The organism is Pantoea sp. 18069 (assembly GCF_902706035.1).
Classification (GTDB): Bacteria; Pseudomonadota; Gammaproteobacteria; order Burkholderiales; family Burkholderiaceae_C; genus Comamonas.
Genome location: NZ_CACSJA010000029.1, coordinates 41,595 through 65,388 on the forward strand (window position 1 = coordinate 41,595; position 23,794 = coordinate 65,388).

Genomic DNA, 23,794 nt, shown 5'->3' on the forward strand with positions numbered 1-23,794 from the left:
ATCGAAGTGCGTCCAACGTACAGGCGCGCGCCCTGCAGCGCGGCCATTACCTCATCACGGGGTGTAGCACTCATGGCAGTTCCTTTTTCACCGGCGTCACAGCCACGGCGCGCAGCGCCCGGCGATCGAGCCAGGCATAGAACTCGCCGACCAGGCCCTTGCGGAACGACAGCACGACCACCACGAACACCAGGCCCTGGATCATCAGCACCCATTCGGCATAGGACGCAAGGTAATGCGACATGGAAACGATGAGAATGGCGCCGGCCACCGGGCCCAGCAGGGTCTGAATGCCGCCCAGGATGCAGATCAGCAGCGCTTCGCCCGAAGTGACCCAGGTCAGGTCGTTCAGGGTCACGACCTGGAAGGCCACGGCCTTGACCGCGCCCGCCAGGCCCGCGAGCGACGCCGACAGGATGAACACCACCAGCTTGTAGCGGTTGGCGCGGTAACCCAGCGAAATCGCGCGCGGCTCGTTGTCGCGGATGGCGCGCAGCACCTGGCCGAACGGCGAGTTGACGATGCGGTGGATGGCGAAGAAACCGAAGGCCGTGAGCGCCAGCACCACGAAATACATCACATAGTTGTTGCCCAGGTCGATAAAGCCCAACATGGCGCGCCGCGGCACGTCCTGCAGGCCATCCTCGCCGCCGGTGAACGGCATGCGCAGCGCGACAAAGTAGATCAACTGCGAAAACGCCAGCGTGATCATAGAGAAGTAGATGCCCTGGCGGCGTATGGCCAGCGAGCCCGTGAGCGCGCCTATGACCACCGCCACGCCCACACCGCACAGAATGCCCAGCGCCGGATCCAGCCCCCAGACCTTGATGGCCTGGGCCGTGACATAGCCTGCGGCGCCGAAGAACATCGCATGGCCGAACGACAGCAGGCCGCAGTAGCTGACCAGCAGATTGAGCGCGGCCGCGAGCAGCGCGAAGCAGAAGATCTCGATCAGGAACTGCGGGTAGAGCACGAACGGCGCGACCAGCAGCAAGGCGATGGAGATGGCCAGCAGCAGGCGCTGCGTGCTTAAGGAGAAGTGTTTCATCGGGCCTCCTGGCCGAAAAGGCCGTTGGGACGGATTGCCAGCGTGATGATCATCACGATGAAGATGACGACGCCCGCGGCGTCCGGGTAGATCAGCTTGGTGAGGCCTTCGACCACGCCCAGGCTGAAGCCGGTGATGATGGAGCCGATGATGGAGCCCATGCCGCCGATCACCACCACCGCGAACACCACCACGATCAGGCTGTTGCCCATCAGCGGGTTGACCTGGTAGATGGGCGCGGCCATCGCGCCGCTGAAGCCCGCCAGGCCAACGCCCAGCCCATAGGTCAGCATCAGCATGCGCGGCACGTTGATGCCGAAGGTGCGCACCAGCGCCGCGTTCTCGTTGGCCGCGCGCAGATAGGCGCCGAGCTTGGTGCGCTCTATCACCAGCCAGGTGCCCAGGCACAGCACCAGCGAGGCCGCGATCACCCAGACCCGGTAGGCCGGGATATAGCTGATGCCGATATCGAAGCCGCCCGAGATCGGGTTGGGATAGGGCTGGCCCGTGGCGCCGAACTTCCAGCGGAACGCGCCTTCCATCAGCATCGCCAGGCCGAAAGTGAGCAGCAGCGCATAGACATGGTCCACGCGGTACAGCCGGCGCAGCATCAGCCGCTCTATCACCAGCCCGAAGCCGCCCACGACCAGCGGCGTGATGACCAGCGCATACCAGTAGCTGATGCCGAAGTACTCAAGCAGGCCCCAGGCGACAAACGCGCCCAGCATGTACTGCGCGCCATGCGCGAAGTTCACCACATGCAGCAGGCCGAAAATGATGGCCAGCCCCAGGCTCATCAAGGCGTAGAACGAGCCGTTGATCAGGCCGATCACGAGCTGGCCGACCAAGGCCGACATCGGTATGCCGAAAATTTCATCCATGGTGGACTCCCCTGTGCAGCGCCGCGCCGCAGCGCGCGAAAGTAGATGGTGTGCGCTTCATAGTCCCAGCAGCCCTTCGATGCGCGCCAGATCGCTGGCGATGTCTTCGCGGCGGAAGTGGTCGACCACCACGCCTTCGTCGATCACATAGAAGCGGTCGGCTATCTTTGAAGCGAAGCGGAAGTTCTGCTCGACCATCAGCACCGTGAAGCCGCGCTCCTTGAGGATGCGAATGGTCTGGCCTATCTTGGAGACAATCACCGGCGCCAGGCCTTCGGTGCACTCGTCGAGCAGCAGGAACTTCGCACCGGTGCGCAGGATGCGCGCAATGGCCAGCATCTGCTGCTCGCCGCCCGAGAGCTTGGTGCCCTGGCTGTGGCGGCGCTCCTTGAGGTTGGGAAACAGCGTGTAGATTTCGTCGACGCTCAGGCCGCCCGGGCGCAGCACCGGCGGCAGCAGCAGGTTTTCCTGCGTGCTCAGGCTGGAGAAGATGCCGCGCTCCTCGGGGCAGTAGGCGACGCCCAGCCTGGCGATCGCTTCGGGCAGCATGCCTATGGTCTCGCGGCCGTTGATCTCCACGCTGCCGCGGCGCTTTTCAAGCAGGCCCACGAGCGCGCGCAGCGTGGTGGTCTTGCCCGCGCCGTTGCGCCCCAGCAGGCAGACGACTTCGCCCTGGCGCACTTCGAGGTCCATGCCGTGCAGCGCCAGGTTCTCGCCATAGTGGCCGACCAGGCCCTTGACCGACAGGCACAAGGGCGCGTTATTGGCTTCAGTCATTCGCACCTCCCACATAGGCTTCGATCACCGCCGGGTCGCGCGAGACTTCGTCATAGCTGCCTTCGGCCAGGATCTGGCCCGACTGCAGTACGGTGACGCGGTCGCACAGCTCGGCGATGACTTTCATGTTGTGCTCGACCATCAAAATGGTGCGGCCCCTGGCCACGTTGCGGATGATGTCCATCACCGGGCCTATGTCCTCATGGCCCAGGCCGGCCATGGGTTCGTCGAGCAGAATCATTTCGGGGTCGAGCGCGATGGTGGTGGCAAGTTCGAGCACGCGCTTGCGGCCATAGGACAGCTCGACGGCCGGCGTATGAACCCAGCGCGTCAGGCCGACCATCTCGATCAGCTCGATCGCGCGCGCGTCCAGCACCTTGAGCGCGCTGTCGCGGCGCCAGAACGCCCAGGTCATGCCGACCTTGCGCTGCAGCGCGACGCGCACGTTTTCCAGCACCGTCATCTGGCCGAACACGGCCGAAATCTGGAACGAGCGCACCAGGCCCATGGACGACACCGTTGCCGGGTCGCTGGCGGAAATGTCCTGGCCGTTGAACAGTATGGTTCCCGTCGTCGAGCGCAGGAAGGTGGTCAGCAGATTGAAGCAGGTGGTCTTGCCCGCGCCGTTGGGGCCTATCAGCGCGTGGATGCCGTGGCGGCGCACGCGCAGGTTCACGTCCTTGACGGCATAGAAGCCGCGGAACTGCTTGCTCAGGCCCGTGGCCTGCAGGATGTAGGAATCCGGGGAGGCTTGCATGGTGCCGCCTTCAAAGCATGGCGTGGGTCACGCCGCCATCGACCAGGATGGAAGTGCCCGTGACCCAGCTGCTTTCGGGCGAGGCCAGGAACATGGCCGCGTTGGCGATGTCCTCGACTTCGCCCAGGCGGCGCAGCGGCGTGCGCGCGATGCGCACGGCGATCTTGTCGGGGTCCACATTGCCTTTCATGCCTTCGGTGGGCACCGAGCCCGGGCAGACCGCGTTGACGCGTATGCCGCGCGGGCCCAGGTCCACGGCCGAGGAACGCGTGAGGCCCAGCACGCCGGCCTTGACGCCGCCGTAGATCATCGCCTCGGGCACGCCCAGGAAGGCCGCGGCCGAAGCGATATTGATGATGCTGCCGCCTTCGGTCATGGCTTCCGAGCCCACCTGAATGCCCCAGACCACGGAGTTGAAGCCCGTGCCCACCATGCGCGTGAGCATTTCGGGCGTGATCGCGGAGATCGCGCCATAGCGCACCCAGATCGCGTTGTTGACCAGGATGTCAAAGCGGCCATGCGCCTGCTTCATGCCCTGCACCGCGTTGACGAAAGTCTCGCGCTCGGCCACGTTGCCGCCAAAGGCCATGGCCTTGCCGCCCTGGGCGCGGATTTCCCCGGCCGCGGCCTGGGCCAGGTCTTCGCGCAGATCGAGCACGCCGACCACGGCGCCGGCCTGGGCCATCGCATCGGCGATCGCCCGGCCAATGCCGCGCGCGCCACCGGTGATCAGCGCCACTTTTCCTTCGAGCTTGTTGTTCATTCTGGTCTCCTTGTTTTCGTTGATTCGTTCAGGCCTGGTCGGCAAAACGCACTTCGCGCAGTCCGCGCACGCCCGTGCCGTGCACGGCGAACAGCGCGCCCGCGTCGGGGTGCTCGTCCTTGAGGGCGTTGCCGCTGTTGCTGATGCTGGTGACGTAGAGCACGTCGAGATCGGGGCCGCCAAAGCTCGGGCAGGTCACATGGCGCACCGGCATGGCTATCAGGCGGTCAAGCTGGCCATCGGGCGTGAAGCGCGCAAGCTGGCCGGTCTCGACCAGCGCCGTCCACAGGCAGCCTTCGGCGTCGACGGTCGCGCCATCGGCGGCGGAATTCAGGGGCGCGGTATCGACCCAGACCGTGGGCTGGCCGGCGCCCCCGCTCGCGTTGTCATAGGGGTAGCGCAGGATCTTGCGCGTGCGGCTGTCGGTGTAGTAAAGCCACTGCCCGTCGGGGCTGAAGCAGATGGCGTTCGATATCGCGAAACCTTTGTCCAGCACCTGCACGCGGCCATGGGCATCGACCTGGTAGAGCGCGGCCAGCGGCTCGTTGCGGCCCAGCACCAGCGAGCCGCAGACAAAGCGGCCCGCGCGGTCGCAGCGGCCGTCGTTCAGGCGTATGCGCTCGGCAGCATGGGTGACCGAGGCCAGCGGCGTGACTTCGCCCGAGTCCAGATCGAGATAGCTGAAGCCGCTTTCCAGTGCGACCAGCAGCCGGCCGCTTTGGCACAGCGCAATCGAGCCTATGGCCGTGGGCAGCCGCCATTCGCGGTATGCGCCGCTGGCTGGCGTGAGGCGGCGCACCAGCTGCGCATGCGAATCTATCCAGTAAAGCGACTGGCTGCTGTCATCCCAGAGCGGGCATTCGCCCAGCTGGTCGCGCGTGGTGGTGACGATTTCAATACGGGTCATGGCAAAACCTGGGGGCGATGGCGCTGCGCGCCGTGAAGACGGGGGAATCGGGGGCCCCGGCGCGTGCACCGGGGCACACAGGCTTACTTCTTCACGAAGTCGCAGCCGCCTTCGGCCAGCGGACGGAACACCGACTCGCCCGGGATTTCCTCGCCGACCTTGTAGAGATCGTTCCTGCCCTTGGATTCGGCCGGGGTCTTGACCTGGATCGCATAGGTCGGGCGGATCAGCTGGCCGTCCTCGCGGATCATGGCGTTCTTCATGGAGAAGTCATTGACCGGCGTGGCCTTCATCCTGGCCATCACCGCCACGCCTTCATCCGTGCCCGCGGCCTGCACGGCCTTGAGGTAGTGCATCGTGGCGCTGTAGGCACCGGCGTGGATATAGGTGGGCACCACGCCCTTGTTCTTTTCCATGAAGCGCCTGGCCCAGGCGCGCGACTCGTCGTTGCGGTCCCAGTAGAACGGCGCGGTGATCTGCAGGCCCTGGGCCACGTCCAGGCCCATGGCCGAGACGGTGTTGATGGTCATGCCGAACACGCCGACCTTCTGGCCGTTGCGCGCGAGCTTGTATTCCGCTGCCTGCTTGAGCGCATTGCTCAGGTCCAGGCCCGCGTTGAGCACCACGATGGCCTGGGCCTTGCTCGCCTGAGCCTGCAGCAGGTAGGACGAATAGTCGGCCGCGCCCAGCGGGTGGCGCACCGAACCCACGACCTTGCCGCCGCCGGCTTCGATGAACTTGGTCGCATCGGCCTGCATCGCGGCGCCAAACGCATAGTCGACGGTGATGAAAAAGAAGGACTTGACGCCCTGCTTGAGCAGCGCCGTCACGCCCGCGTTGGCGAGCTGGTAGGTGTCGACGATGAACTGCACGGTCATGGGCGAGCACATCTTGCCGGTCAGGTCGGATGACACCGTACCGGCGATCAGGTAAGGCTTCTTCTTCTCCTTCATCATGCTCGACACGCCAAACGCGATCGACGAGGCCGAGCCGCCCAAAATGGTGTCGAACTTGTCGTTCTCTATCCACTGGCGTGCCATGTTGATGCCCACATTGGGCTTGTTCTGGTCGTCGGCGACGGTGACTTCGATGGGCTTGCCCAGCACCTTGCCGCCGAAGTCCTCGACGGCCATGCGCACCGCGACCGAGGAGCCCGGCCCCCCATTGCCCGAGTAGGTGCCGGTCTGGTCGGCCATCACGCCTATGCGCACCACGTCATCGCTGATCTGCGCCTGCGCGGGCAGCGCCGCAAGCAAGGCGCCGCCGGCCAAGGCCAGCGCGGACATCCGGGGGATCGAAGGGAAAGCGTTCATGTCTGTCTCCTGGTAGTTATGGAATGCACTGACTGTCTACAAAACCCTGGGGTAAAAACCGTTCGTGATGAGCCTGCCTGGGCGGCCCCGTCGAACCATGAACGTCCAAGCTCTGGAGGGCAGGCCGCCCATCCTTCGACGGGCTCAGGACGAACGGATCTGCGTACTTGGCTTGCGGCCCTGCTCAAATCGGGTCGGTACTCAGCCGATGCCCCTTGAATTGCTCGCGCAACTGCGTCTTGAGCAGCTTGCCGGTTGCGGTGTGCGGCAGGCCATCGACGAACACCACGTCGTCGGGCAGCCACCAGCGCGCGACGCGGTCCTTCATGAAGTCCGTCATCTCGGCGGCCGTGAGGCTTTCGCCGGCCTTGGGCACGACGATCAGCAGCGGGCGCTCCTGCCATTTGCTGTGCGCCACGCCTATCACCGCCGCTTCCTGCACCTTGGGGTGGCCGACGGCGACGTTCTCCAGGTCGATAGAGGAAATCCATTCGCCGCCCGACTTGATCACGTCCTTGGTGCGATCGGTGATCTGCACGAAACCGTCGGTATCGATCAAGGCCACGTCGCCGGTGCTGAACCAGCCTTCGTCGTTGAGCGCCGCGCCGGCCCGGTCGCCGTAATAGGCCGACACCACCCAGGGGCCGCGCACCTTGATTTCACCGACACGCTGGCCGTCATGCGGCAGGCGCTCTCCTTCGGGGCTGAAGATGCCGACTTCGATGCCGAAGATCGCCCGGCCCTGCCTGGCCTGGATATCGAAGCGCCGGGCCAGCGGCAGGTCCTGCTGCGCGGGCAGCAGATTGCCTATGGTCGCCAGCGGGCTGGTCTCGGTCATTCCCCAGGCCTGGATCACATAGGTGCCCAGCAGCGTCTCGAATTTCTCGATCATGGCCCGCGGCGCGGCCGAGCCGCCGACCACCACGCGCGCGAGCTTGAGTTGCGTGAGATCGAGCTGCGCGCGCTGGCTCTCTATATATTGGAAGAACCCCAGCCACACCGTGGGCACGCCCAGCGAGAAGGTGCAGCCTTCCTTGACCATGTGCTCGTAGAGGCGCTCGCCGCCCACGCCCGGGCCGGGCAGCACCAGCTTGGCGCCGCACATCGCCGCGGCATACGGTATGCCCCAGGCGTTGACATGGAACATGGGCACGGCCAGCAGCACGCTGTCGCGCGCCGACAGGCCCAGGCCGTCGACCGTGCAGGCAGCCCAGGCATGCAAGACCGTCGAGCGGTGGCTGTAGAGCACGCCCTTGGGATTGCCCGTCGTGCCCGAGGTGTAGCACAGCGACGAGGCCGTGTTCTCGTCGAGCTGCGGCCATTCGAAGTCGGGCGAGGCCTGGGCTATCAGGTCTTCGTAGCACAGCAGATTGGGCAGATCGAGCGCCGGCATTTCGCTGCGCTCGCACAGCGCGACAAAGCCCTTGACGGTAGGCAGCTGGCCGGCAATCGCCACCAGTTGTTCGGCAAAGCCCAGGTCGAAGAACACATATTCATCGGCCGCATGGTTGATGATGTAGCTGATCTGCTCGGCAAACAGCCGCGGGTTGACGGTGTGCGATACCGCGCCCATGCCGGCAACCGCAAAATACAGCTCCAGATGGCGGTGCGTGTTCCAGGCCAGCGTCGCGATGCGCTGGCCGGGCAGCACGCCCAGGTCCGTCAGGGCATTGGCCAGGCGCTTGGCGCGGTGGCGCACTTCGCCCCAGGTCGAGCGATAGCTGCGGGTGTCGGAAACGTGCGAGACGATCTCCACCTGAGCGTGGTGCGTGGCCGCATGCTCTATGAGCTGCGAGATCCGCAAATCCTGCTGTTGCATCAGTCCCAACATCGTCATCAACGCTGCTCCTTCTTGTCTTTGACTGCGTCTGCCCCAAGGCGGAAAACCTCAACGCCCGGGGAGGCCATGTCTTGAATTTCATTGCTTACATGCCGACAGGTAAGTAATCAAAGAATAGCAGTTTCCTCCGCGAAAAACGCAGGCAGTAAAGACCGAAAACCTAGGGAGAAACATGCTTGCCGGCCGCATTCTTTGCGGGTATTTGCAGCCGCGCTGCTTCGCGTCGCGCCCTGCGTCCGACTGCCGCCAAGGTGACTTGCGACGGGCCGCGCCACCGGTTAGCATGGCCTCATGCACCTACCTTTCGGCAGGTAAGTGCAGACAGTGAACGATTTTGCTGCACCCACAACAAGGAGACTTTCATGGAATTCAACACCATCACTCTGACCGTCGACGCCGGCGTGGCCGTGGTCACGCTCAACCGCCCGCCCGTGAACGCGCAGAACATAGAGCTGCGCGAGGAGATCACGCGCGTGTTCGATCTGCTGTCGGACCGCGACGACGTGGCCTGTATCGTGCTGACCGGCGCGGGCAAGGCGTTCTCCGCGGGCGCCGATATCCGTGAGCGCCCGAATCTCGCCGGCGTGGCCGGCGCCTACGGCGCGCACAACCGCCGCGTGCGCGAGTCCTACTACGCCGTGGTCGAATGCTCCAAGCCCATCATCGCGGCGATCAACGGCCCGGCGCTGGGCGCGGGCTTTGGCCTGGTGATGGCGTCGGACATCTGGGTCGCGTCCGAAGACGCCTATGTGTCCATGCCCGAGATCAATGTGGGCCTGGCCGGCGGCGTGACCTTCCTGCAGAAAGTCTTTGGCCAGTCGCGCGCGCGCCGCATGTTCTATACCGGCATGAAAGTCTCGGCCCAGGAGCTGTACCGCCTGGGCCTGGTCGAAGCCTGCCTGCCGGCCGACGAACTCATGCCCTACTGCATGGAAATGGCGCGCGACATCGCGTCCAAGAGCCCTATCGCCATGCGCCTGGCCAAGGAAGCCGCGCGCATGACCCTGGTCATGCCTTCGCGCGACGCCTACCGCTACGAGCAGGGCAATACCGTGGCGCTGTCCAGGACCGAGGACTCGAAGGAAGCGCAGCGCGCCTTCCTTGAAAAGCGCGAACCAGTCTACACCGGCCGTTGAACGCCGCCCGCGCCCTGCCCTATCGCCGGCAGACGCGGGCCGCCACGCCTTCCAAGCGCGCGGCCTTTTCGTTCGCACCCGCGCCCCGGGCCAGGCGCTTGAACGCATTCCACAGGGTCGCGCACCGCTTCTTCATGCAGCGCCGGCCACTCGGGGCGCAGGCGGGGAACGTACGAAAGCATGGGGATAGGCCAATGGCGATGCCTATAGGACAGGCCGTTCATGGTTCGACGCGCCCGGCGAGGGGGACTCACCACGAACGGGGGATACCGTTCGCCCTCATCCTGAGTTTCCATGGCTTTCGTCAACCCCTGATGCGCAGCGCCAGCCATTTGGATGCAAGCAGCAAAAGCAGAAAGCCATGAAAAATGGCCCCCAGAGCTTTTCATCTTGGGGCGGCCCGGCGATGAAAAAGCCGGGGCCCAGGCCCCGGCTGCGTTGTCAGACCGGTAGATCAGAACGCATGGCGAATGCCCAGATGCAGCGCATCGCTATTGCCATTGCGCCCGGGCGCGGCCTGGCTGGTCGCGCCGGTCAGCGCGTAGGCCGAGCCATTGCGGTTCTTCACGCGGCCATAGTCGGCGTAGAGGCTGGTGCGCTTGGACAGCGCGTGGATATAGGCCACGCCGAACTGCGTCGCATCGCGGTTGAGCGGGCCGCGGTCGTTGACATGGATCACCTGCGCGAGCACCGTGTTCCTGCCGAACGGCACGGCCACGCCCAGCGAGGCGCTGCGGTCGTCCTGGCCCGCGTAGTAGCCCACGGTCGGGAAGCCCGCGAAGCCCAGGTTGTTGTCGGCCGCGGCCTGCGTGGCCGGCGTGATCGCGGCGCTGGGGTTCTTGAACATCGCGAACGAGCCGAACACCTTGGCGGCGCCGAAGTCATAGGCCAGGCTGGAATTGAACCACTTGACGCCGCTGCCGTCGACAATGTGCTTGTGCGTCGTGTACGAGATGGCGCCACTGAGCGCCTTGTTCGCGTAGAACAGCGCGGCGGCGGCGCTCGATCCGGTGCTCGAGCCCAGGCCGCTGCCCGGGGCCGGCGAAGTCTCGCCAGGCGCATAGGAGACCTTGGCGATGAAGCCGCTGATAGCCGGCGTCTGGTACCAGATGCTGTTGTTCACGCGTCCCGACGCGGGCTGTATGCCCTGCAGGTTGCCCGCGCCGCCCAGACCGAAGGCATCGCCCACGGCCTGCACTTCGGAGCTGATGGCCACCACCGTGCGGCCCAGGCGGACTTCACCAAAGCCGCCGGTCAGGCTGACCAGCGCGCCGCGGCCAAAGCCCTTGGCGCCCGCGCCCTGGTTCTGGCCCAGCGTGCCCGAGTCGGTATTGAGGCCCATTTCGAGCAGGAAGTTGGCGCGCAGTCCGCCGCCCAGGTCCTCGCTGCCCTTGAAGCCCAGGCGCGAGCCGTTCATATGGCCGCTGTCGACACGCCACAGCCGGCCATTGGCGCTGGACACATAGCCCAGGCTGGTGTCGATCAGACCATAGATGCTGACGCTGCTCGAAGGCGTGCTGGCCAGACCGCCCGCGGGCTGCACGATCTGGCGCAGCTCTTCCTTTTGCGCCTGCTGGGCCAGCGCCGGCAAACCGGTGCTCAGGCAGGCGGCGACCGCCAGCGTCAAGGGCGATGGGCGCAGCGCGCGGTATGAATTGAGTTTCAACAAGATCTGTCTCCTCGTATGTGTCTGCGTTCTTGATTCTTGAGGACCTGCATGCAGTGCCCCGACTGCCGCCCAGTATTTACTTGTCGGCCGGCAAGTAATGATAAAAAGACAGGACAGCTTTGGCCCCAGGGAAAACACGCGTGACCCGAACGCAACGCCGCGCGCACAGGCCTGCGCCATGCGATACGCGCGCACTCACGCTCGCAGGATCAGGCCAACCGCCCTGCAGAAATGGCGGCTCAACAGATGGGTAAAAGCAAAGGCTGCGGCGCAGTCACCGCAGCGCGCTGCGCGCATTGCACGCGCAGCACAGGGCGCTCGCTCAGCTCTTCTTGCGGCGCGCGTCGCCTTGCGGCGCCTCCAGGGTCGCGAGCAGCGCGGCGAGTCCCTGGTCCAGCGACGCGAGTGCGTCGGCTGGCAACTGCTGCTGGGCGGCTTGATGTTTGCGCCCGTGGCCTGGGCGGCCGATCCTGCGCTGCCCGCGTTGAATACGACGCAACTGCTGGCCTATGCCTACCTGTCGATTGCCGGCGCCCTGATTGCCTATGCGCTGTGGTTTCGCGGCGTCGCGCGGCTGTCCCCCGTCGCCGTGCTGTCGCTGGGCCTGCTCAGTCCATTGACGGCCGTGATACTGGGCTGGGCACTGCTGGACCAGGCCATCACCGGCCTGTCGCTGATCGGACTGCTCATGGTGCTGGGCAGCATCCTGGTCGTGCAATGGGCAAGCCGCCCCGGCCGAGCCGCCCCACTGCTTTCTTCACCCTCTCCTTTTCATACACAGTCCATGCAAAGCGCCATGCCCAACCCCATCCAGCAAGCCATAGAATCCCGCGTCTCCACCAACCACACGACCCGGACCGGCCGCTGTCCGACGCCACCATCGAGGCGCTGGTCGATCTGGCCACGCGCGCGCCCTCGGCGTTCAACCTGCAGAACTGGAAGTTCATCGCGGTGCGTTCCCCCGAGGCCAAGGCGCGCCTGCAGGCACTTGCCTACGGGCAGAAGAAAGTCGCCGATGCGTCGGTGACCTTCATCATCTGCGGCACGCTCGCGGCCCATGAACAGCTCGGCCAGGCGCTTGCGCCTTCGGCGCAGGCCGGCATCATGGCGCAATCGGTGGTTGATGGCTGGGTCGCCCAGGCCACGCGCGCGCATGCCGGCAACCTGCAATTGCAGCGCGACGAGACCATGCGCTCGGCATCGCTCGCGGCAATGACCTTGATGCTTGCAGCGCAGGGAATGGGGCTGGCCACGGGGGCGATGATAGGCCTCGATCTCGAAGGCCTGTCGCGTGCCTTCGGGCTCACCGAGCGGGAAATACCGGTCATCGTTGTCACGGTCGGCTATCCATTGCCGGGCAACTGGCCGCAGAAGCCACGCAAGCCCGTGCATGAAGTCGTCGAATTTGCCTGAGCGCGCGCGGCTCCCTCACAGAAAAAAACCCTCCATGCGGAGGGCAAGAATGTTCAAGGCAGCTGTTGCCAGCCGCCTTGCGCGGCTGCCTGATCAGCCGTGCGCGGTGGCCGCGCGCTTGGCCAGCTCGAGCTTGGCGATCGCGTTGCGGTGGACTTCATCGGGGCCGTCGACGATGCGCACGGTGCGCTGGTGGGCATAGGCTTCGGCCAGCCAGAAGTCCTGGCTCACGCCGGCCGCGCCATGCGCCTGGATGGCCCAGTCGACCACCTTGCACGACATGTTGGGCGCGACCACCTTGATCATCGCGATTTCGGCGCGCGCATTCTTGTTGCCCACGGTGTCCATCTTGTAGGCCGCGTTGAGCGTCAGCAGGCGCGCCTGGTCTATCATGCAGCGCGACTCGGCGATGCGTTCGTGCCAGACCGACTGCTCGGCCAGCGGACGGCCGAACGCGACGCGCGCATTCAGCCGCTCGCACATCATTTCCAGCGCGCGCTCGGCCGCGCCGATGGAGCGCATGCAATGGTGGATACGTCCGGGGCCCAGGCGCCCCTGGGCAATCTCGAAGCCCCGGCCTTCGCCCAGCAGGATGTTGGACACCGGCACGCGCACGTTTTCAAGCAGCACTTCCATATGGCCGTGGGGCGCGTCGTCATAGCCGAACACCGACAGGTGGCGCAGCACCGTGACGCCTTCGGTGTCGCGCGGCACCAGCACCATCGACTGCTGCGCATGGCGCGGCGCATCGGGGTCGGTCTTGCCCATGACGATGAAGATCTTGCAGCGCGGGCTGCCCGCGCCCGACGAGAACCACTTGCGACCGTTGATCACATACTCGTCGCCTTCGCGCCGTATCGTGCACTGGATATTGGTCGCGTCCGAAGATGCGACGGCCGGCTCGGTCATCAGGAAGCCCGAGCGGATTTCGCCGCGCAGCAAAGGCTCCAGCCACTGGTCCTTGTGCGCCTCGGTGCCGTAGCGCTCAATCGTTTCCATGTTGCCGGTATCGGGCGCCGAGCAGTTGAACACTTCACCCGACCAGGACACCCGGCCCATGACTTCGCACAGCGGCGCATAGTCGAGGTTGGAGATGCCGGGCACGCCACGGTATTCGTGCGGCAGGAACATGTTCCACAGGCCGGCGGCGCGCGCCAGCGGCTTGAGTTCCTCGATCAGCGGCGAAACCTGCCAGGCATTGCCCGCACGGCGGAACCCATCCATCTCGCGCAGATAGCGCTCTTCGTTGGGATAGATGTGTTCGTCAAAAAACGCGTGCAGGCGCTGCAGCAGGTCCCGGGTTTTCGCGGAAGGTTCAGCAAACATTTTTCGTCCTTGTGGGATTGCGGGCAGCCCGGCTGGGCCGCCTCGTTGAAAAATATTGGAGCATTGCCGCGCGGCAAACGCCGTCCCGCAAGTGACGGGCCTCGCCGCGCGCGGCAGGTCCGGCGCGACGCGGCTACAGCGCCGCGGCCGGCTGTGGCTTGCCGGGCGTGGCAACGGCCTTGGCCTTCCACTGCATGTCGATGCCGGTCCTGAAGTTGCGGATATAGCCGTGGGGACGGCCTTCAAGGTGAGCCACGTAGAACGCCGCTTCGTCGGCATCATCCGGCACCGTGCCGGTATGCACCGCGGCACCGGCCGCCGCGCCGGTATGCACCGTGCCCTCCACCGCAATGCCGTGTCTTTGGCCGTCCATCACCGGATGCTCGCCGCTGACCACACAGCCCATGGCCCGCAGCGCGGCCGCGAACGCATCGCGCGCAGTCGGAAATTCGTCTGGATCCGCCTTGCCCGGCTGCCAGCGCGCGAGCTTTTGCCGGTCACAGTGCGGGCCGACAAACCAGCACCTGGCCATGGGGTCCCAGGCCGCGCCCGCGGCCTTGGCCGCCTTGCGTTCGCCGTACGGTACGTCGAGATACTCGCGTCCGGACTGGCGCTGACTTTCGTGCGCCGGCGCCTCGGCCTGGCGTTGCGTCCACTGCGCAAACGGCGCGGCATCGATGCCGGCCGGCACATACCAGGCATGGGCCTGGCGGTCCCATTTCGCACCCAAGGCCTTGGCTTGGTCCTTGTGCTCGAAAGGCACCCATAACAAGACCGCGCGTTGGGGTTCCTGCGCCGGCGCGGCGGCATACTGAGACTGGTTCAATGGAGTCATCTCCATTCCTCCTTGTCACGGTGGCGGCGATGCTTGGCTTGCGTTGCCGCTTGCGGTGGCGCTCGCCATGGCCGCCGCCAGCGACAGCCCCTGTGCGCTGCTGCCACGCAGGAGCGCACGCAGTATGCCAGCGACATCCGTTATATCGAAACCCTTGCGCGCCATGCCCATCTTCCGGGGCATGAATTGGCGCGCGCGCCGCCGCCGTTTTTAGCGGCTAAATTCGCGCGCAGGCATCAGCTCGCCAGCACCGCGCGCACCGCCTCGGGCGTGAACGGCGCGGCATAGAAACGCTGGCCCGTGGCGTCGAACAGCGCATTGGCAATCGCCGCCGGGCCGGGCACCGAAGCCGACTCGCCCGCGCCCATGGGCGGCTCGTCCTGGCGCGGCATCAGCAGCACCTCGATATCGGGCAAGGCCTTGAAGCCGATGATGGGATAGGTGCCCCATTCGCGGCTGCTCACCCCGGCCGCGTCGAAGCCGACCTTTTCCATCAAGCTGCGGCTGAGCGTCTGGATGACGTTGCCGTGGATCTGGTGGCGCACGCCGTCGGGGTTGACCATCATTCCCGTGTCCTGGCCCACGACCAGGCGCGTGACCTCGATGCGGCCGCTGACTGGCTCCACGCGCAGGTCTATGACCCAGGCTGCCCAGGCCGCGCCAAAGCCCGGAAAGCGGCTGTGCACATAGCGCGCATAGGCCACGCCGCGGCCGTGCAGCCAGCCATCGGCACCCATCCGGCCCCGGCTGCCCTGGGCGCCGCGCTGCCAGTCCGCGTGCAGCGCGGTGGCCTGCAGCAATTCGCGCGCGCGGGAGTCGTCGAGATGGCGCAGGCGAAAGTCCACCGGGTCGGCGCCGGCCGCATGCGCGAGCTCGTCGATCATGCAGTCGTGGGCAAACGAATTGGGCAGGGCCGAGACGCCGCGCAGCCAGGACGAGCGCACCAGCGGCGCCATGTCGTGGCTGGCGATGCGCTGGTTGCGATAGCGATAAGGCGGCACGGCCGTGCGGTCGCCCATCTCCAGCGTGCGCGGCTCACCCGGGACGCGGCCCGTGAGCAGCAGCGCCAGCAAGGGCGCGTCGTTCGAGGGATAGCGCACGGCGAAGTCGTAGGCCAGCAGTTCGCCATCGGCGTCAATGGCCGCGCCCACGTCCATCAGCTGGCCCGTGCCCTTGGGCTCCCACTGGTGCTCCTGCTCGCGCGTGAGCTGCACTCGCACCGGCGCGCCCACGGCGCGCGAAAGCAGCGCGGCGTCGGCGCAAACATCGTCGGCGCAGTTGCGGCCGTAGCAGCCCGCGGCTTCGAGGCGCACGATATCGATGCAGCCTTCGCCCAGCCCGAACAGCCGGTCGAGGTCGCAGCGCAGCATATGCGGATTCTGCGTGCCGGCCCATACCGTGAGCCGGGCGTCCCGGAAATCGGCAACGGCGCACGACGGGCCTATGGACGCATGCATCTGGTAAGGCCAGACATAGCTGCGCTGCAGGTGCGTGGCGGCGCGCGCGCTGCTGGCATCGACATCGCCCTCATCGACCAGCGCGCGCCGCTGCGATGGATTGGCGCGGATTGCGGCTTCGAGATCGCTCAGATCGGGCGCGGGCGGCACGGGCTTCCAGTGCACGCGCAGCGCGCGCATCGCAGCAATCGCCTGCTCTTCGCGGTCGGCGACGACGCCGACAAAGTCGCCGTCGACCACCACCTCGACCCGGCCCGGCAGATGGGCGACCGAAGTGCGGTCTACATCGATCAGGCAGCGGCCTATGAAATCGCCGCCGTCGCGCCCCGGGTGCGGCGGGCGCAGCACGCGGCCGTGGCGCATGCCGGGCAGGCGCACGTCGTGCACAAAGCTCAACTCACCCGTGGCCTTGGCGGGAATGTCCACGCGCGCCGCGCCCTTGCCCACGAGCCGGTAATCGGCCACGGGCTTGAGCAGGACCGGCTCTTCGGGCGCGGCCAGCGGCAGTTGGATCTGCCGGCCCTGCAGCAGTTCGCCATAACTGAGAAAGCGAGCGTCAACGCCATCTGCAAAGCGAACGAGGCCGTCGCGCGCCTGCAGTTGATCGACCGCCACGCCCCAGCGCTGCGCGGCCAGCGCCAGCAACTGCGCGCGCGCCTGGGCCGCGGCACGGCGCAGCGGCACGGCCGAAATCTGTATGCTCGCGCTGGCAATCGTCGGGCCCTGGTTGGGCGCGGCCGCCGTATGGCCCAGCACCATCTCCAGGCTGGCCAGCGGCACTTCGAGTTCCTCGGCGACGATCTGCGCCAGCGCCGTGCGAATGCCCGTGCCCAGGTCCACATGGCCATTGAAGGCCATGGCGCGCCAGCCCTCCCCCTGCTGCGCAGCGAGCACCGCGACAAAGATTTCGGGCGTCGACTGCACATAGTCCGACGCCGTTCCCGGCTGGCCGGGAATGGGGCGCGGCGGCGCGACCGGCGCGCGCACCACGAGCAAGGTGCCGGGGCGGGTGAGCAACTGATCGTGCAGTACGGTGGGCTGGGGCAGGTTCATGGCAGTAAAACAATCGTGGCACGGAAAGGCGCCTTGGAGTGGCTAGAACCACCCAGCAAATCGAAGATTTGCGGTTGCTGCGAGGCGCGGCCGGCTAGGCGCGGCCGGCGAGGCGCGGCGCCGCAGACAGTGCGAATAGCACGGCAAGGCGCCGCAACGACGCAGCAAGGGTGGTGGTAGCCACTCCTAACGCGACAGCGCGTCGGTATCGGCAATGGCCTGGGCCAGCGGCATCACGGCCGCGTATTTTTGCGCCATGTCGAACAGATTGGCTTCGTGCGGGCCAATCGCCCGGTCGCCGCAGCAGTCGGCCACCACCAGCGGGCGAAAGCCCGACTGCATGGCATCGACCACGCTGGCGCGCACGCAGCCGCTGGTCACGCAGCCCGCGACCAGCAGGGTCTGCACGCCGCGCTGGGCCAGCCAGGGCGCGAGCATGGTGCCGAAGAACGCCGAGGGCGTGCTCTTGCGCACCACGTATTCACCGGCCGCGGGGGCGAGCTCGGCCACGATGGCGCTGGCCGGGCTGTCCTCCTTGAGCGTGAGCATGCCCGGCACCTTGAGGCAGAAGACATTGCTGTCGGCGTCGTCGTCGGAGAAAACGATGCGGCTGTGCGCCACGGGCCAGCCCCGGGCGCGCGCATGCGCCAGCAGTTCGCGCGTCTGTTCAATCGCTTGCGGGATATTGCCGCCGCCAAACACCGCCGGGTCGGCAAAGCCATTGACGAAGTCGATGATCAGCAGGCCGAACGGGGCCTTGAGCGGCAGCGGCGTGCCAAAGCCCTGGCGTGCATAGGCGGAGATATCGCCGGCCACGCCTTCGGTGGGAATCTGTTGGGGGGTGTTCATGCGATCTCCTTGCGGCGCGCGGCGCGCGCCAGTCCTTGTTCATCCTGTACCACGCCGTTGACGACCATGGGCTGGCCGTCGAGCGCGACGCTGCAGTGGCGCATGGGAATGTCGATATGGCAGGCCGTGGTGCGGCTGCCGCCGGCTTCGTTGTTCGGCCCCATGGACCAGAGGAAGTTGCCTTCGAACGCGCGCGCGTCCATGCCGATATGCGTTTCCTTGTTGTAGTGCGCGAGCATGGACCACTGCGCGCGCGGCTGCAGGCCCCAGCCCACATGCGAGACCGCATAGGCTTGCGCGTCCTCGTACGAGGCCATGTACTCCTGGAGGATCTCGGCCTGCAGGCCGCCGCTGATGCGCGTCACAAAGCCGTTCTCTATGACCAGCTCTATGGGCTCGGTCACATAGTCCTTGAGCGGCAGCAGGATGTCGCCGCGGTCCAGCACCACGCGCCCATGGCTTTGCCCCTCGTTCGGCCAGGTAAGCACGAAGCCGCTGGGCCAGTGGTCCCAGCGCCCGGGTTCGTCGACAAAGCCGTATTCGCTGATCGCGGGAAAGTCGCCCAGCGCGCAGCGCAGGTCGGTGCCGGCGCTCGAGGTGATGTGCATCTGGCGCGCGGCCGCGATGCGCTGCGCCGCGGCCTGCACGCGCGTGCGGTCGGCCGCCGTGGGCACGAGCCGGCACAGCACTTCGGGCGGCTCTATGGCCAGCAGGATCCTGGTGCCCGACTGCAGGATGTCGTGCTGCTCGGGCGAGAACAGCAGCGTCATCAGGTCGAGCACCAGGTCGCTGGCCTTGAGCGCGGCGATTGCCGCCGGGTTGCCCGTGAGCGGCGTGGTGCCCAGATAGGCCAGCGCGTCACGGCTGAGCGACTTCTCGGCGTTCACGGGCGGCAGATCGAGCCGGTTGACGCGCGCGCCCATTTCGCTGGAAGCAGCAATCGCGCAGCGCAGCGTCTGCGGGTGGGTATCGGCGCCGGTGAGCACGGTGACGATCTGGCCGGGCTCGAGTTTGGAAAGCGCAAGCACCTGCTTCCAGGCGTGGATCAGATCGGTATCGCTGACGGACATGGCGTGTTCCTTGGCATGGGGAAAAGAAAGGGCGGGACCAGGACGCTCAGTCCACGTGGGCGCCCAGGAAGTCGCCCAGCGCGGCGTAGAAGCCGGCCTCGTTGTCCCAGGGAATCATGTGGCCCGCGCCCGGCACGCGCACATGCGCGGTCTGCGGCGCCAGGCCCTGCCATTCGGCCGCGTCTGCGTCGCGCACCACATCGCCACGCTCGGCCGTGACCAGCAGCAAGGGCTGGGCCAGATGCGGCAGATCGGCATGGATATCGTCGCGGCCGAAGTCCTCGAAGCTGCGCACAATGGCCGGTTCGTGGCAGGTGTGCAGCCACTGGGCGCGCAACTGGCGCTGTTCTTCGGTCCAGGTCGGGCAGAAGGCGCGCATCGCTTCGGCGTCCATGCCCAGCGTCGCCTGGCGTATCGAATCCACATACCAGGGCAAGGCCGCGGGATAGGCGCGCCGGCCCGGGCCCGATACCGGCGGATCGACGATCACCAGGCGAGTGAGACCTTGCGGCTGGGCGCACGCGGCGCGCACCGCGATGCGCCCGCCCATCGAATGCCCCATCAGCGCGAAGCGCGCGAGGCCCAGGGCCTGGGCAAACGCGTTGACATCGGCGGCCTGGGCGTCAAGACCGTAGTCCAGCCCCGGGCCTGAAGAAGACAGACCCCGGCCGCGCACGTCGAGCACATAGGTATCGAACTGGCGGCCCAGGTGCTCGGCGACAAAGCCCCAGGTCACGGCCGGGCTGGTGATGCCGGGAATCAGGATGACGGCGTCGCGCCCGGCGCGCGCGCCGGTGACACCGCCGTAGCGCAGATAGTGCTGGCGAATGCCGTTGGCCTGGACCTGGCCGCCGTAGAGAAAAGTGCTGGATGTGGTGGACATGGATTTGTAAAACAGGTGGTCGATGGCAGGAAAGCTGTCCGATGTGAATAGCCTCGGCGTTCAAGCCTTGTCGTAGGGGTAGGCTCCCGACAGCAGCGCGCCCGCGCCGGGCACGACCGGGTCCAGACCCAGCTCCTTGAGGATGGCGTAGGTCGTGGCGATGGCCGCCGTGAGCACCGGCTTGCCGGTCTGGGCTTCGACCTGGGCCACGGCCGCCAGCGAAGGCATTTGCACGCAGGCCGACAGCACGATCACATCGGCATCGCCGTAGTCCATGCCGGCGACGATGGCGGGCAGCTTGGCGGGATCGTGGCGGCCGACATCGAGGTTGTCGGGAATCTCGAGCGCACGCCAGTCGACGACTTCAAAGCCTTCGGCGGCGATGTAGTCCTTGACCAGTTCGGTCAGCGGCAACATGTAGGGCGCGACCAGCGCGATCTTTTTGGCCTTCATGACCTTGAGCGCTTCGACCAGCGCGCCGGCGCTGGTGATCACCGGCGCGGTCGCGCCATTCGTCGCCGTGCACGCGGTCAGGCGCTTTTGCGATACGCGGTGGTAGCCGTGGCCCATGGCCATGATCGCCACCAGGCAGGCGTAGCCGAGCACGTCGACGCGCGCATCGCTGAGCTCGAGCGCGCAGCGGTCGCTTTCCGCGTCCATCGCGGCCAGCTCTTCCTTGACCACCTTCTTCATGCGCATGCGGCTCGAGTGGAAGGTGAAGCGGTCCTGCGGGCGCAGCACCGAATGGGCCTGCAGCATGGCCGGCACTTCGGTCTCCATGGTGGTGTTGGAGCTCGGAACGATCTGGCCGATACGGAAGGTTTTGCTCATGGTCTTGGCTTTCATGGAATAGGTGGAAAGATAGTACTTAATAAAGCGTATACGCTCAATAGTGCAAAACCCATGCCCAGCTCAAAACCATGCCCCAAAGCGAAAAATCGTTGATTTGGTGCGAACACGCACCATTAAATTGCTTTGGACTAGGTAGAAATCCTCTCCTTGGTGCGTTTGCCTTGGACGAAAAATAGAGCGTACACACGCAAAAATGCTTTTTCCATGGCTGGCACGGAAACTGCTCAACCAGGGCAATGACCGGCCACGGCCGCATGCCTTTCTCTCTCATTTCAGCAAGGAGTTTTCAAGTGTCTCAATCCCCCCGTATCGCTGTGGTCGGTGCCGGCCTCGGCGGCGCTGCCGCCGCCAAGCTGCTGCTCCAGGAGGGCTTCAATGTCCGCGTCTACGAGCAGTCGCCCAGCTTCTCGCGGCTGGGCGCCGGCATCCACGTCGGGCCCAACGTGATGAAGGTCCTGCGCCGCATCGGCATCGAGGACGCGCTCAATGCCCAGGGCTCGCACCCCGACTACTGGTACAGCCGCCACTGGCAGACCGGCGACGTGATGGCACAGATTCCGCTGGGCGACTACGCGGTCAAGAATTACGGCGCGTCCTACCTCACGGTGCACCGCGGCGACTTCCACGCGCTGCTGATCGACACCTTGCCCGACAGCGTCATGGCCTACGGCAAGAGCCTGACCCGGGTCGAGGACCGCGGTGACGTGGTGGTGATGCACTTCGCCGATGGCACGACCGAGGAAGCCGACATCGTGATCGGCGCCGACGGCGTGAACTCGCGCATCCGCGAAGAACTGCTGGGCGTCGAGCCGCCCAAGTACGCCGGCTATCTGGCCCACCGCGCGGTGTTTCCCACGCCCCAAGTCAAGGCCGGCATGCTGCCTTTCGACGCCTGCGTGAAATGGTGGAGCGAAGACCGCCACATGATGACCTACTTCGTCACCGGCAAGGCCGACGAGCTTTACTACGTGACCGGCGTTCCCGTCGAGCAGTGGGACCTCGGCGACCGCTGGCTGCCCAGCAGCAAGGAAGAGATGCGCGCCACGTTCGACGGCTGGCATCCGACCGTGCAGGCACTGATAGACGCCACCGTCGAAGTCACCAAATGGTCGCTGCTCGAGCGCGATCCGCTGCCGCTGTGGAGCCGCGGCCGCCTGGTGCTGCTGGGCGACGCCTGCCACCCGATGAAACCGCACATGGCCCAGGGCGCAGCCATGGCCATCGAGGACGGCGCCATGCTCGCGCGCTGCCTCAAGGAAGTCGGCGCCCACAACCACGAACTGGCATTCGCGCTCTACGAAGCCAATCGCACGGAACGCGCGAGCAAGGTGCAGCGCATTTCGCACGACAACACCTGGCTGCGCACCAACGAAGACCCTGCTTGGTGCTTCGGTTACGACGTGTTCAGCACGCCCCTGGTGGAGCCCAAGGTGAAGATCGCGGCCTGAGCGCCCCGGCCCCCAAACCACCTACCACCGCCCTTCAGCATGGCCACCACATCTTCTTCCAGTCCCCTGCACCTGCGTGTCAACGGACGCGACTGCACAACGCCGGCAACACCCGACACGGCGCTGCTGCATGTGCTGCGCAACGACCTGGAGCTCAACGGCCCCAAGTACGGTTGCGGCCTGGGTGAATGTGGTGCCTGCACGGTACTGATCGATGGCGTGGCCGCGCGCTCGTGCGTGATCCCGGTGCGCGCCGCGCTGGGCCGCGAAGTCACCACGCTCGAAGGCCTGGGAACGTGCGCCCGGCCCGGCCCCACGCAGCAAGCCTTCATAGACTGCCAGGCGGCGCAATGCGGCTACTGCCTCAACGGCATGATCATGACCGTCGAGGCCCTGCTGCGCCGCAACCCCGATCCCACGCAGGCGCAGTTGCGCAATGAACTGCACCACAACCTGTGCCGCTGCGGCACGCATGTGGAAATCCTGCAGGCCGCGCTGCGCGCGGCGCGCCTGCGCCTGTCGCAGCCCACGAATCCAGAGGACGCGCAATGAGCCTGCCCCTGCATTCGAGCGCCGCCGACACCGCGCCCGCGCTGCCCGCCGAACTGCTGCATGGCCTGGCGCTGCGCCCGCCGCAGGCGCGCTGGAACGGCCTGCGCTACCAGGGCAGCGAACTGGTCAGCGCCGAACTCTCCGCCGTGCGCGCCATGACCGGCGTCGTCGCCGCCGTGCAGCAGCAGCATTTTCTCGGCGTGGTCGCGGCCACACCGCTGCACGCGCTGCAGGCCGCAAGCAGTCTTGCGCCTGTCTGGCATACGCCCGACAGCGCCCTCCCGCTGTCCGTGCACGGTGCGCCCACGCAACCCTCGTCCCAATACGTCTGGCAGATGCCGCACCAGGCGCCGCACAGCGCGGCCCAGGTCGTCGTCTGGTGTGTCGCTGATCAGGCCAGCGTCTGGCTGCCGGCCTGCGCCGCCGACACCCGGCGCACGCTGCGCCGCGAACTGGCCACACTGCTGCAACTGCCCGAAACCGCGCTGCAGCTGGTGAGCGCCGGCCTGGCCGATGGCGCGCCCGAGCCGCTGCATCTGCTGGACCTGCTCGACGCCGCCGCCGACGCCGCCTTGCTGTCCCAGGCCGTCGCCCGCCCGGTCAGCGTGCCCTGCCAGACGGCCGGCACCCACGCACCGCTGGTGCTGCGCCTGGCTTCGGCAGCGCCCGGTGCATCGACCGACCTGCAGCTGCCCGCAGCGGCAACAACCCCGACACTGATTTCCGACGCCCCCTGGGCCGTGCGCCCCAGCCTCGCGCGCCTGCTGAGCCAGCCCGCGCTCGCGCGCGCCTCGGCCCAGGCCAGCGTGCGCGACGCGGGTACGGTGCAAGCCCTCAAGGCCATCCCTTTCAAGGTGTTTCGATCGTGTTCATGTAACCTACTGAGCGCCCGAGGTTTGCGGGCGTTCAGGAGAAGAAAATCTGGCAAGAAGTCATTGAGCGGTTCGAGCAGCAGGCACCGGGTG

At 66.4% G+C, this 23,794-nt stretch carries 21 protein-coding genes and 1 pseudogene; 6 read left to right on the top strand and 16 right to left on the bottom strand.

What is annotated here, in order from left to right; all coding sequences use genetic code 11:
- Window positions 1-70: 70 nt before the first annotated feature.
- The 8 genes from GVL12_RS19450 to GVL12_RS19485 all read right to left on the bottom strand — a co-directional run bounded on the left by GVL12_RS19450 (window position 71) and on the right by GVL12_RS19485 (window position 8,277).
- Window positions 71-1,048 (bottom strand): branched-chain amino acid ABC transporter permease, encoded by a 978-nt coding sequence (locus GVL12_RS19450; protein WP_159917159.1) that lies wholly within the window; start codon window positions 1,046-1,048, stop codon window positions 71-73.
- Window positions 1,045-1,929, bottom strand: coding sequence for a branched-chain amino acid ABC transporter permease (locus GVL12_RS19455; protein ID WP_159917161.1), 885 nt, complete (start codon window positions 1,927-1,929; stop codon window positions 1,045-1,047). The genes GVL12_RS19450 and GVL12_RS19455 overlap by 4 nt, the downstream gene beginning before the upstream one ends.
- A gap of 57 nt (window positions 1,930-1,986) precedes the next feature.
- A complete protein-coding gene (locus tag GVL12_RS19460; protein ID WP_159917173.1) occupies window positions 1,987-2,706 on the bottom strand; it encodes an ABC transporter ATP-binding protein in 720 nt (239 codons plus the stop codon).
- The gene (locus GVL12_RS19465; protein WP_159917183.1) at window positions 2,699-3,463 is read right to left on the bottom strand and encodes an ABC transporter ATP-binding protein; all 765 of its coding nucleotides are present in this window, start codon (window positions 3,461-3,463) and stop codon (window positions 2,699-2,701) included. The genes GVL12_RS19460 and GVL12_RS19465 overlap by 8 nt, the downstream gene beginning before the upstream one ends.
- A gap of 10 nt (window positions 3,464-3,473) precedes the next feature.
- Complete coding sequence (locus GVL12_RS19470; RefSeq protein ID WP_159917185.1) at window positions 3,474-4,226, bottom strand: SDR family NAD(P)-dependent oxidoreductase; 753 nt, start codon at window positions 4,224-4,226, stop codon at window positions 3,474-3,476.
- A gap of 28 nt (window positions 4,227-4,254) precedes the next feature.
- Window positions 4,255-5,133: an SMP-30/gluconolactonase/LRE family protein gene (locus GVL12_RS19475; RefSeq protein WP_159917187.1), complete on the bottom strand. Its 879-nt coding sequence runs from the start codon at window positions 5,131-5,133 to the stop codon at window positions 4,255-4,257.
- A gap of 83 nt (window positions 5,134-5,216) precedes the next feature.
- Entirely contained in the window at window positions 5,217-6,446 is a 1,230-nt protein-coding gene (locus GVL12_RS19480; protein ID WP_200843922.1) for an ABC transporter substrate-binding protein, read from the bottom strand.
- Window positions 6,447-6,630: 184 nt separating this feature from the next.
- Window positions 6,631-8,277: a long-chain-fatty-acid--CoA ligase gene (locus tag GVL12_RS19485; protein WP_159917214.1), complete on the bottom strand. Its 1,647-nt coding sequence runs from the start codon at window positions 8,275-8,277 to the stop codon at window positions 6,631-6,633.
- 371 nt (window positions 8,278-8,648) lie between these two features.
- On the opposite strand from GVL12_RS19485, the gene GVL12_RS19490 reads away from it, so the two are divergent.
- Window positions 8,649-9,422 carry an enoyl-CoA hydratase/isomerase family protein gene (locus GVL12_RS19490; RefSeq protein WP_159917189.1) on the top strand — a complete coding sequence of 258 codons (774 nt, stop codon included), beginning with the start codon at window positions 8,649-8,651 and terminating at the stop codon, window positions 9,420-9,422.
- Window positions 9,423-9,876: 454 nt separating this feature from the next.
- Here GVL12_RS19490 and GVL12_RS19495 read toward each other — a convergent pair whose 3' ends face one another.
- Window positions 9,877-11,091 (bottom strand): porin, encoded by a 1,215-nt coding sequence (locus GVL12_RS19495; RefSeq protein ID WP_159917191.1) that lies wholly within the window; start codon window positions 11,089-11,091, stop codon window positions 9,877-9,879.
- A gap of 439 nt (window positions 11,092-11,530) precedes the next feature.
- Between GVL12_RS19495 and GVL12_RS26650 the strand changes: the two are divergent.
- Window positions 11,531-11,746, top strand: a pseudogene (locus tag GVL12_RS26650) (EamA family transporter); the annotation flags it as partial.
- A 62-nt stretch (window positions 11,747-11,808) separates the two neighbouring features.
- Complete coding sequence (locus GVL12_RS19505) at window positions 11,809-12,504, top strand: nitroreductase family protein (RefSeq protein ID WP_235033918.1); 696 nt, start codon at window positions 11,809-11,811, stop codon at window positions 12,502-12,504.
- A 93-nt stretch (window positions 12,505-12,597) separates the two neighbouring features.
- Here the strand turns inward: GVL12_RS19505 and GVL12_RS19510 are convergent, their stop codons facing one another.
- The 7 genes from GVL12_RS19510 to GVL12_RS19540 all read right to left on the bottom strand — a co-directional run bounded on the left by GVL12_RS19510 (window position 12,598) and on the right by GVL12_RS19540 (window position 20,808).
- On the bottom strand, window positions 12,598-13,830 hold the full coding sequence (locus GVL12_RS19510) for an acyl-CoA dehydrogenase family protein (protein ID WP_159917192.1): 1,233 nt from the start codon (window positions 13,828-13,830) through the stop codon (window positions 12,598-12,600).
- Window positions 13,831-13,963: 133 nt separating this feature from the next.
- The gene (locus tag GVL12_RS19515) at window positions 13,964-14,665 is read right to left on the bottom strand and encodes a DUF5710 domain-containing protein (protein WP_159917193.1); all 702 of its coding nucleotides are present in this window, start codon (window positions 14,663-14,665) and stop codon (window positions 13,964-13,966) included.
- A 236-nt stretch (window positions 14,666-14,901) separates the two neighbouring features.
- The gene (locus tag GVL12_RS19520; RefSeq protein WP_159917194.1) at window positions 14,902-17,175 is read right to left on the bottom strand and encodes a xanthine dehydrogenase family protein molybdopterin-binding subunit; all 2,274 of its coding nucleotides are present in this window, start codon (window positions 17,173-17,175) and stop codon (window positions 14,902-14,904) included.
- Between the two features lie 186 nt (window positions 17,176-17,361).
- Window positions 17,362-18,024: an N-carbamoylsarcosine amidohydrolase gene (locus GVL12_RS19525; RefSeq protein WP_159917195.1), complete on the bottom strand. Its 663-nt coding sequence runs from the start codon at window positions 18,022-18,024 to the stop codon at window positions 17,362-17,364.
- Window positions 18,021-19,094, bottom strand: a complete 1,074-nt coding sequence (locus GVL12_RS19530; RefSeq protein ID WP_159917196.1) for a 2,5-dihydroxypyridine 5,6-dioxygenase — start codon at window positions 19,092-19,094, stop codon at window positions 18,021-18,023. The genes GVL12_RS19525 and GVL12_RS19530 overlap by 4 nt, the downstream gene beginning before the upstream one ends.
- Window positions 19,095-19,140: 46 nt before the next feature.
- A complete protein-coding gene (locus tag GVL12_RS19535) occupies window positions 19,141-19,977 on the bottom strand; it encodes an alpha/beta fold hydrolase (protein WP_159917197.1) in 837 nt (278 codons plus the stop codon).
- Window positions 19,978-20,037: 60 nt separating this feature from the next.
- The gene (locus tag GVL12_RS19540; protein ID WP_159917198.1) at window positions 20,038-20,808 is read right to left on the bottom strand and encodes an Asp/Glu racemase; all 771 of its coding nucleotides are present in this window, start codon (window positions 20,806-20,808) and stop codon (window positions 20,038-20,040) included.
- Between the two features lie 311 nt (window positions 20,809-21,119).
- Here GVL12_RS19540 and GVL12_RS19545 point away from each other — a divergent pair, with 311 nt between their 5' ends.
- The 3 genes from GVL12_RS19545 to GVL12_RS19555 form a co-directional block, all read left to right on the top strand.
- Entirely contained in the window at window positions 21,120-22,277 is a 1,158-nt protein-coding gene (locus tag GVL12_RS19545; RefSeq protein WP_159917200.1) for an FAD-dependent monooxygenase, read from the top strand.
- Window positions 22,278-22,316: 39 nt separating this feature from the next.
- On the top strand, window positions 22,317-22,829 hold the full coding sequence (locus GVL12_RS19550; RefSeq protein WP_159917202.1) for a (2Fe-2S)-binding protein: 513 nt from the start codon (window positions 22,317-22,319) through the stop codon (window positions 22,827-22,829).
- Window positions 22,826-23,794, top strand: a 969-nt coding sequence (locus tag GVL12_RS19555; RefSeq protein ID WP_200843924.1) for a hypothetical protein, incomplete at its 3' end; no start/stop codon positions are given. The genes GVL12_RS19550 and GVL12_RS19555, both read left to right, overlap by 4 nt.

Bases quoted from the DNA above. Each gene is read 5' to 3' on its own strand.
- GVL12_RS19510 (WP_159917192.1), bottom strand. From the start codon at position 13,830: ATGTTTGCTGAACCTTCCGCGAAAACCCGGGACCTGCTGCAGCGCCTG.
- GVL12_RS19480 (WP_200843922.1), bottom strand. From the start codon at position 6,446: ATGAACGCTTTCCCTTCGATCCCCCGGATGTCCGCGCTGGCCTTGGCC.
- GVL12_RS19550 (WP_159917202.1), top strand. From the start codon at position 22,317: ATGGCCACCACATCTTCTTCCAGTCCCCTGCACCTGCGTGTCAACGGA.
- GVL12_RS19475 (WP_159917187.1), bottom strand. From the start codon at position 5,133: ATGACCCGTATTGAAATCGTCACCACCACGCGCGACCAGCTGGGCGAA.
- GVL12_RS19530 (WP_159917196.1), bottom strand. From the start codon at position 19,094: ATGTCCGTCAGCGATACCGATCTGATCCACGCCTGGAAGCAGGTGCTT.
- GVL12_RS19485 (WP_159917214.1), bottom strand. From the start codon at position 8,277: ATGTTGGGACTGATGCAACAGCAGGATTTGCGGATCTCGCAGCTCATA.
- GVL12_RS19490 (WP_159917189.1), top strand. From the start codon at position 8,649: ATGGAATTCAACACCATCACTCTGACCGTCGACGCCGGCGTGGCCGTG.
- GVL12_RS19515 (WP_159917193.1), bottom strand. From the start codon at position 14,665: ATGACTCCATTGAACCAGTCTCAGTATGCCGCCGCGCCGGCGCAGGAA.
- GVL12_RS19465 (WP_159917183.1), bottom strand. From the start codon at position 3,463: ATGCAAGCCTCCCCGGATTCCTACATCCTGCAGGCCACGGGCCTGAGC.
- GVL12_RS19535 (WP_159917197.1), bottom strand. From the start codon at position 19,977: ATGTCCACCACATCCAGCACTTTTCTCTACGGCGGCCAGGTCCAGGCC.
- GVL12_RS19450 (WP_159917159.1), bottom strand. From the start codon at position 1,048: ATGAAACACTTCTCCTTAAGCACGCAGCGCCTGCTGCTGGCCATCTCC.
- GVL12_RS19470 (WP_159917185.1), bottom strand. From the start codon at position 4,226: ATGAACAACAAGCTCGAAGGAAAAGTGGCGCTGATCACCGGTGGCGCG.
- GVL12_RS19460 (WP_159917173.1), bottom strand. From the start codon at position 2,706: ATGACTGAAGCCAATAACGCGCCCTTGTGCCTGTCGGTCAAGGGCCTG.
- GVL12_RS19540 (WP_159917198.1), bottom strand. From the start codon at position 20,808: ATGAGCAAAACCTTCCGTATCGGCCAGATCGTTCCGAGCTCCAACACC.
- GVL12_RS19455 (WP_159917161.1), bottom strand. From the start codon at position 1,929: ATGGATGAAATTTTCGGCATACCGATGTCGGCCTTGGTCGGCCAGCTC.
- GVL12_RS19525 (WP_159917195.1), bottom strand. From the start codon at position 18,024: ATGAACACCCCCCAACAGATTCCCACCGAAGGCGTGGCCGGCGATATC.
- GVL12_RS19520 (WP_159917194.1), bottom strand. From the start codon at position 17,175: ATGAACCTGCCCCAGCCCACCGTACTGCACGATCAGTTGCTCACCCGC.
- GVL12_RS19505 (WP_235033918.1), top strand. From the start codon at position 11,809: ATGGGCAAGCCGCCCCGGCCGAGCCGCCCCACTGCTTTCTTCACCCTC.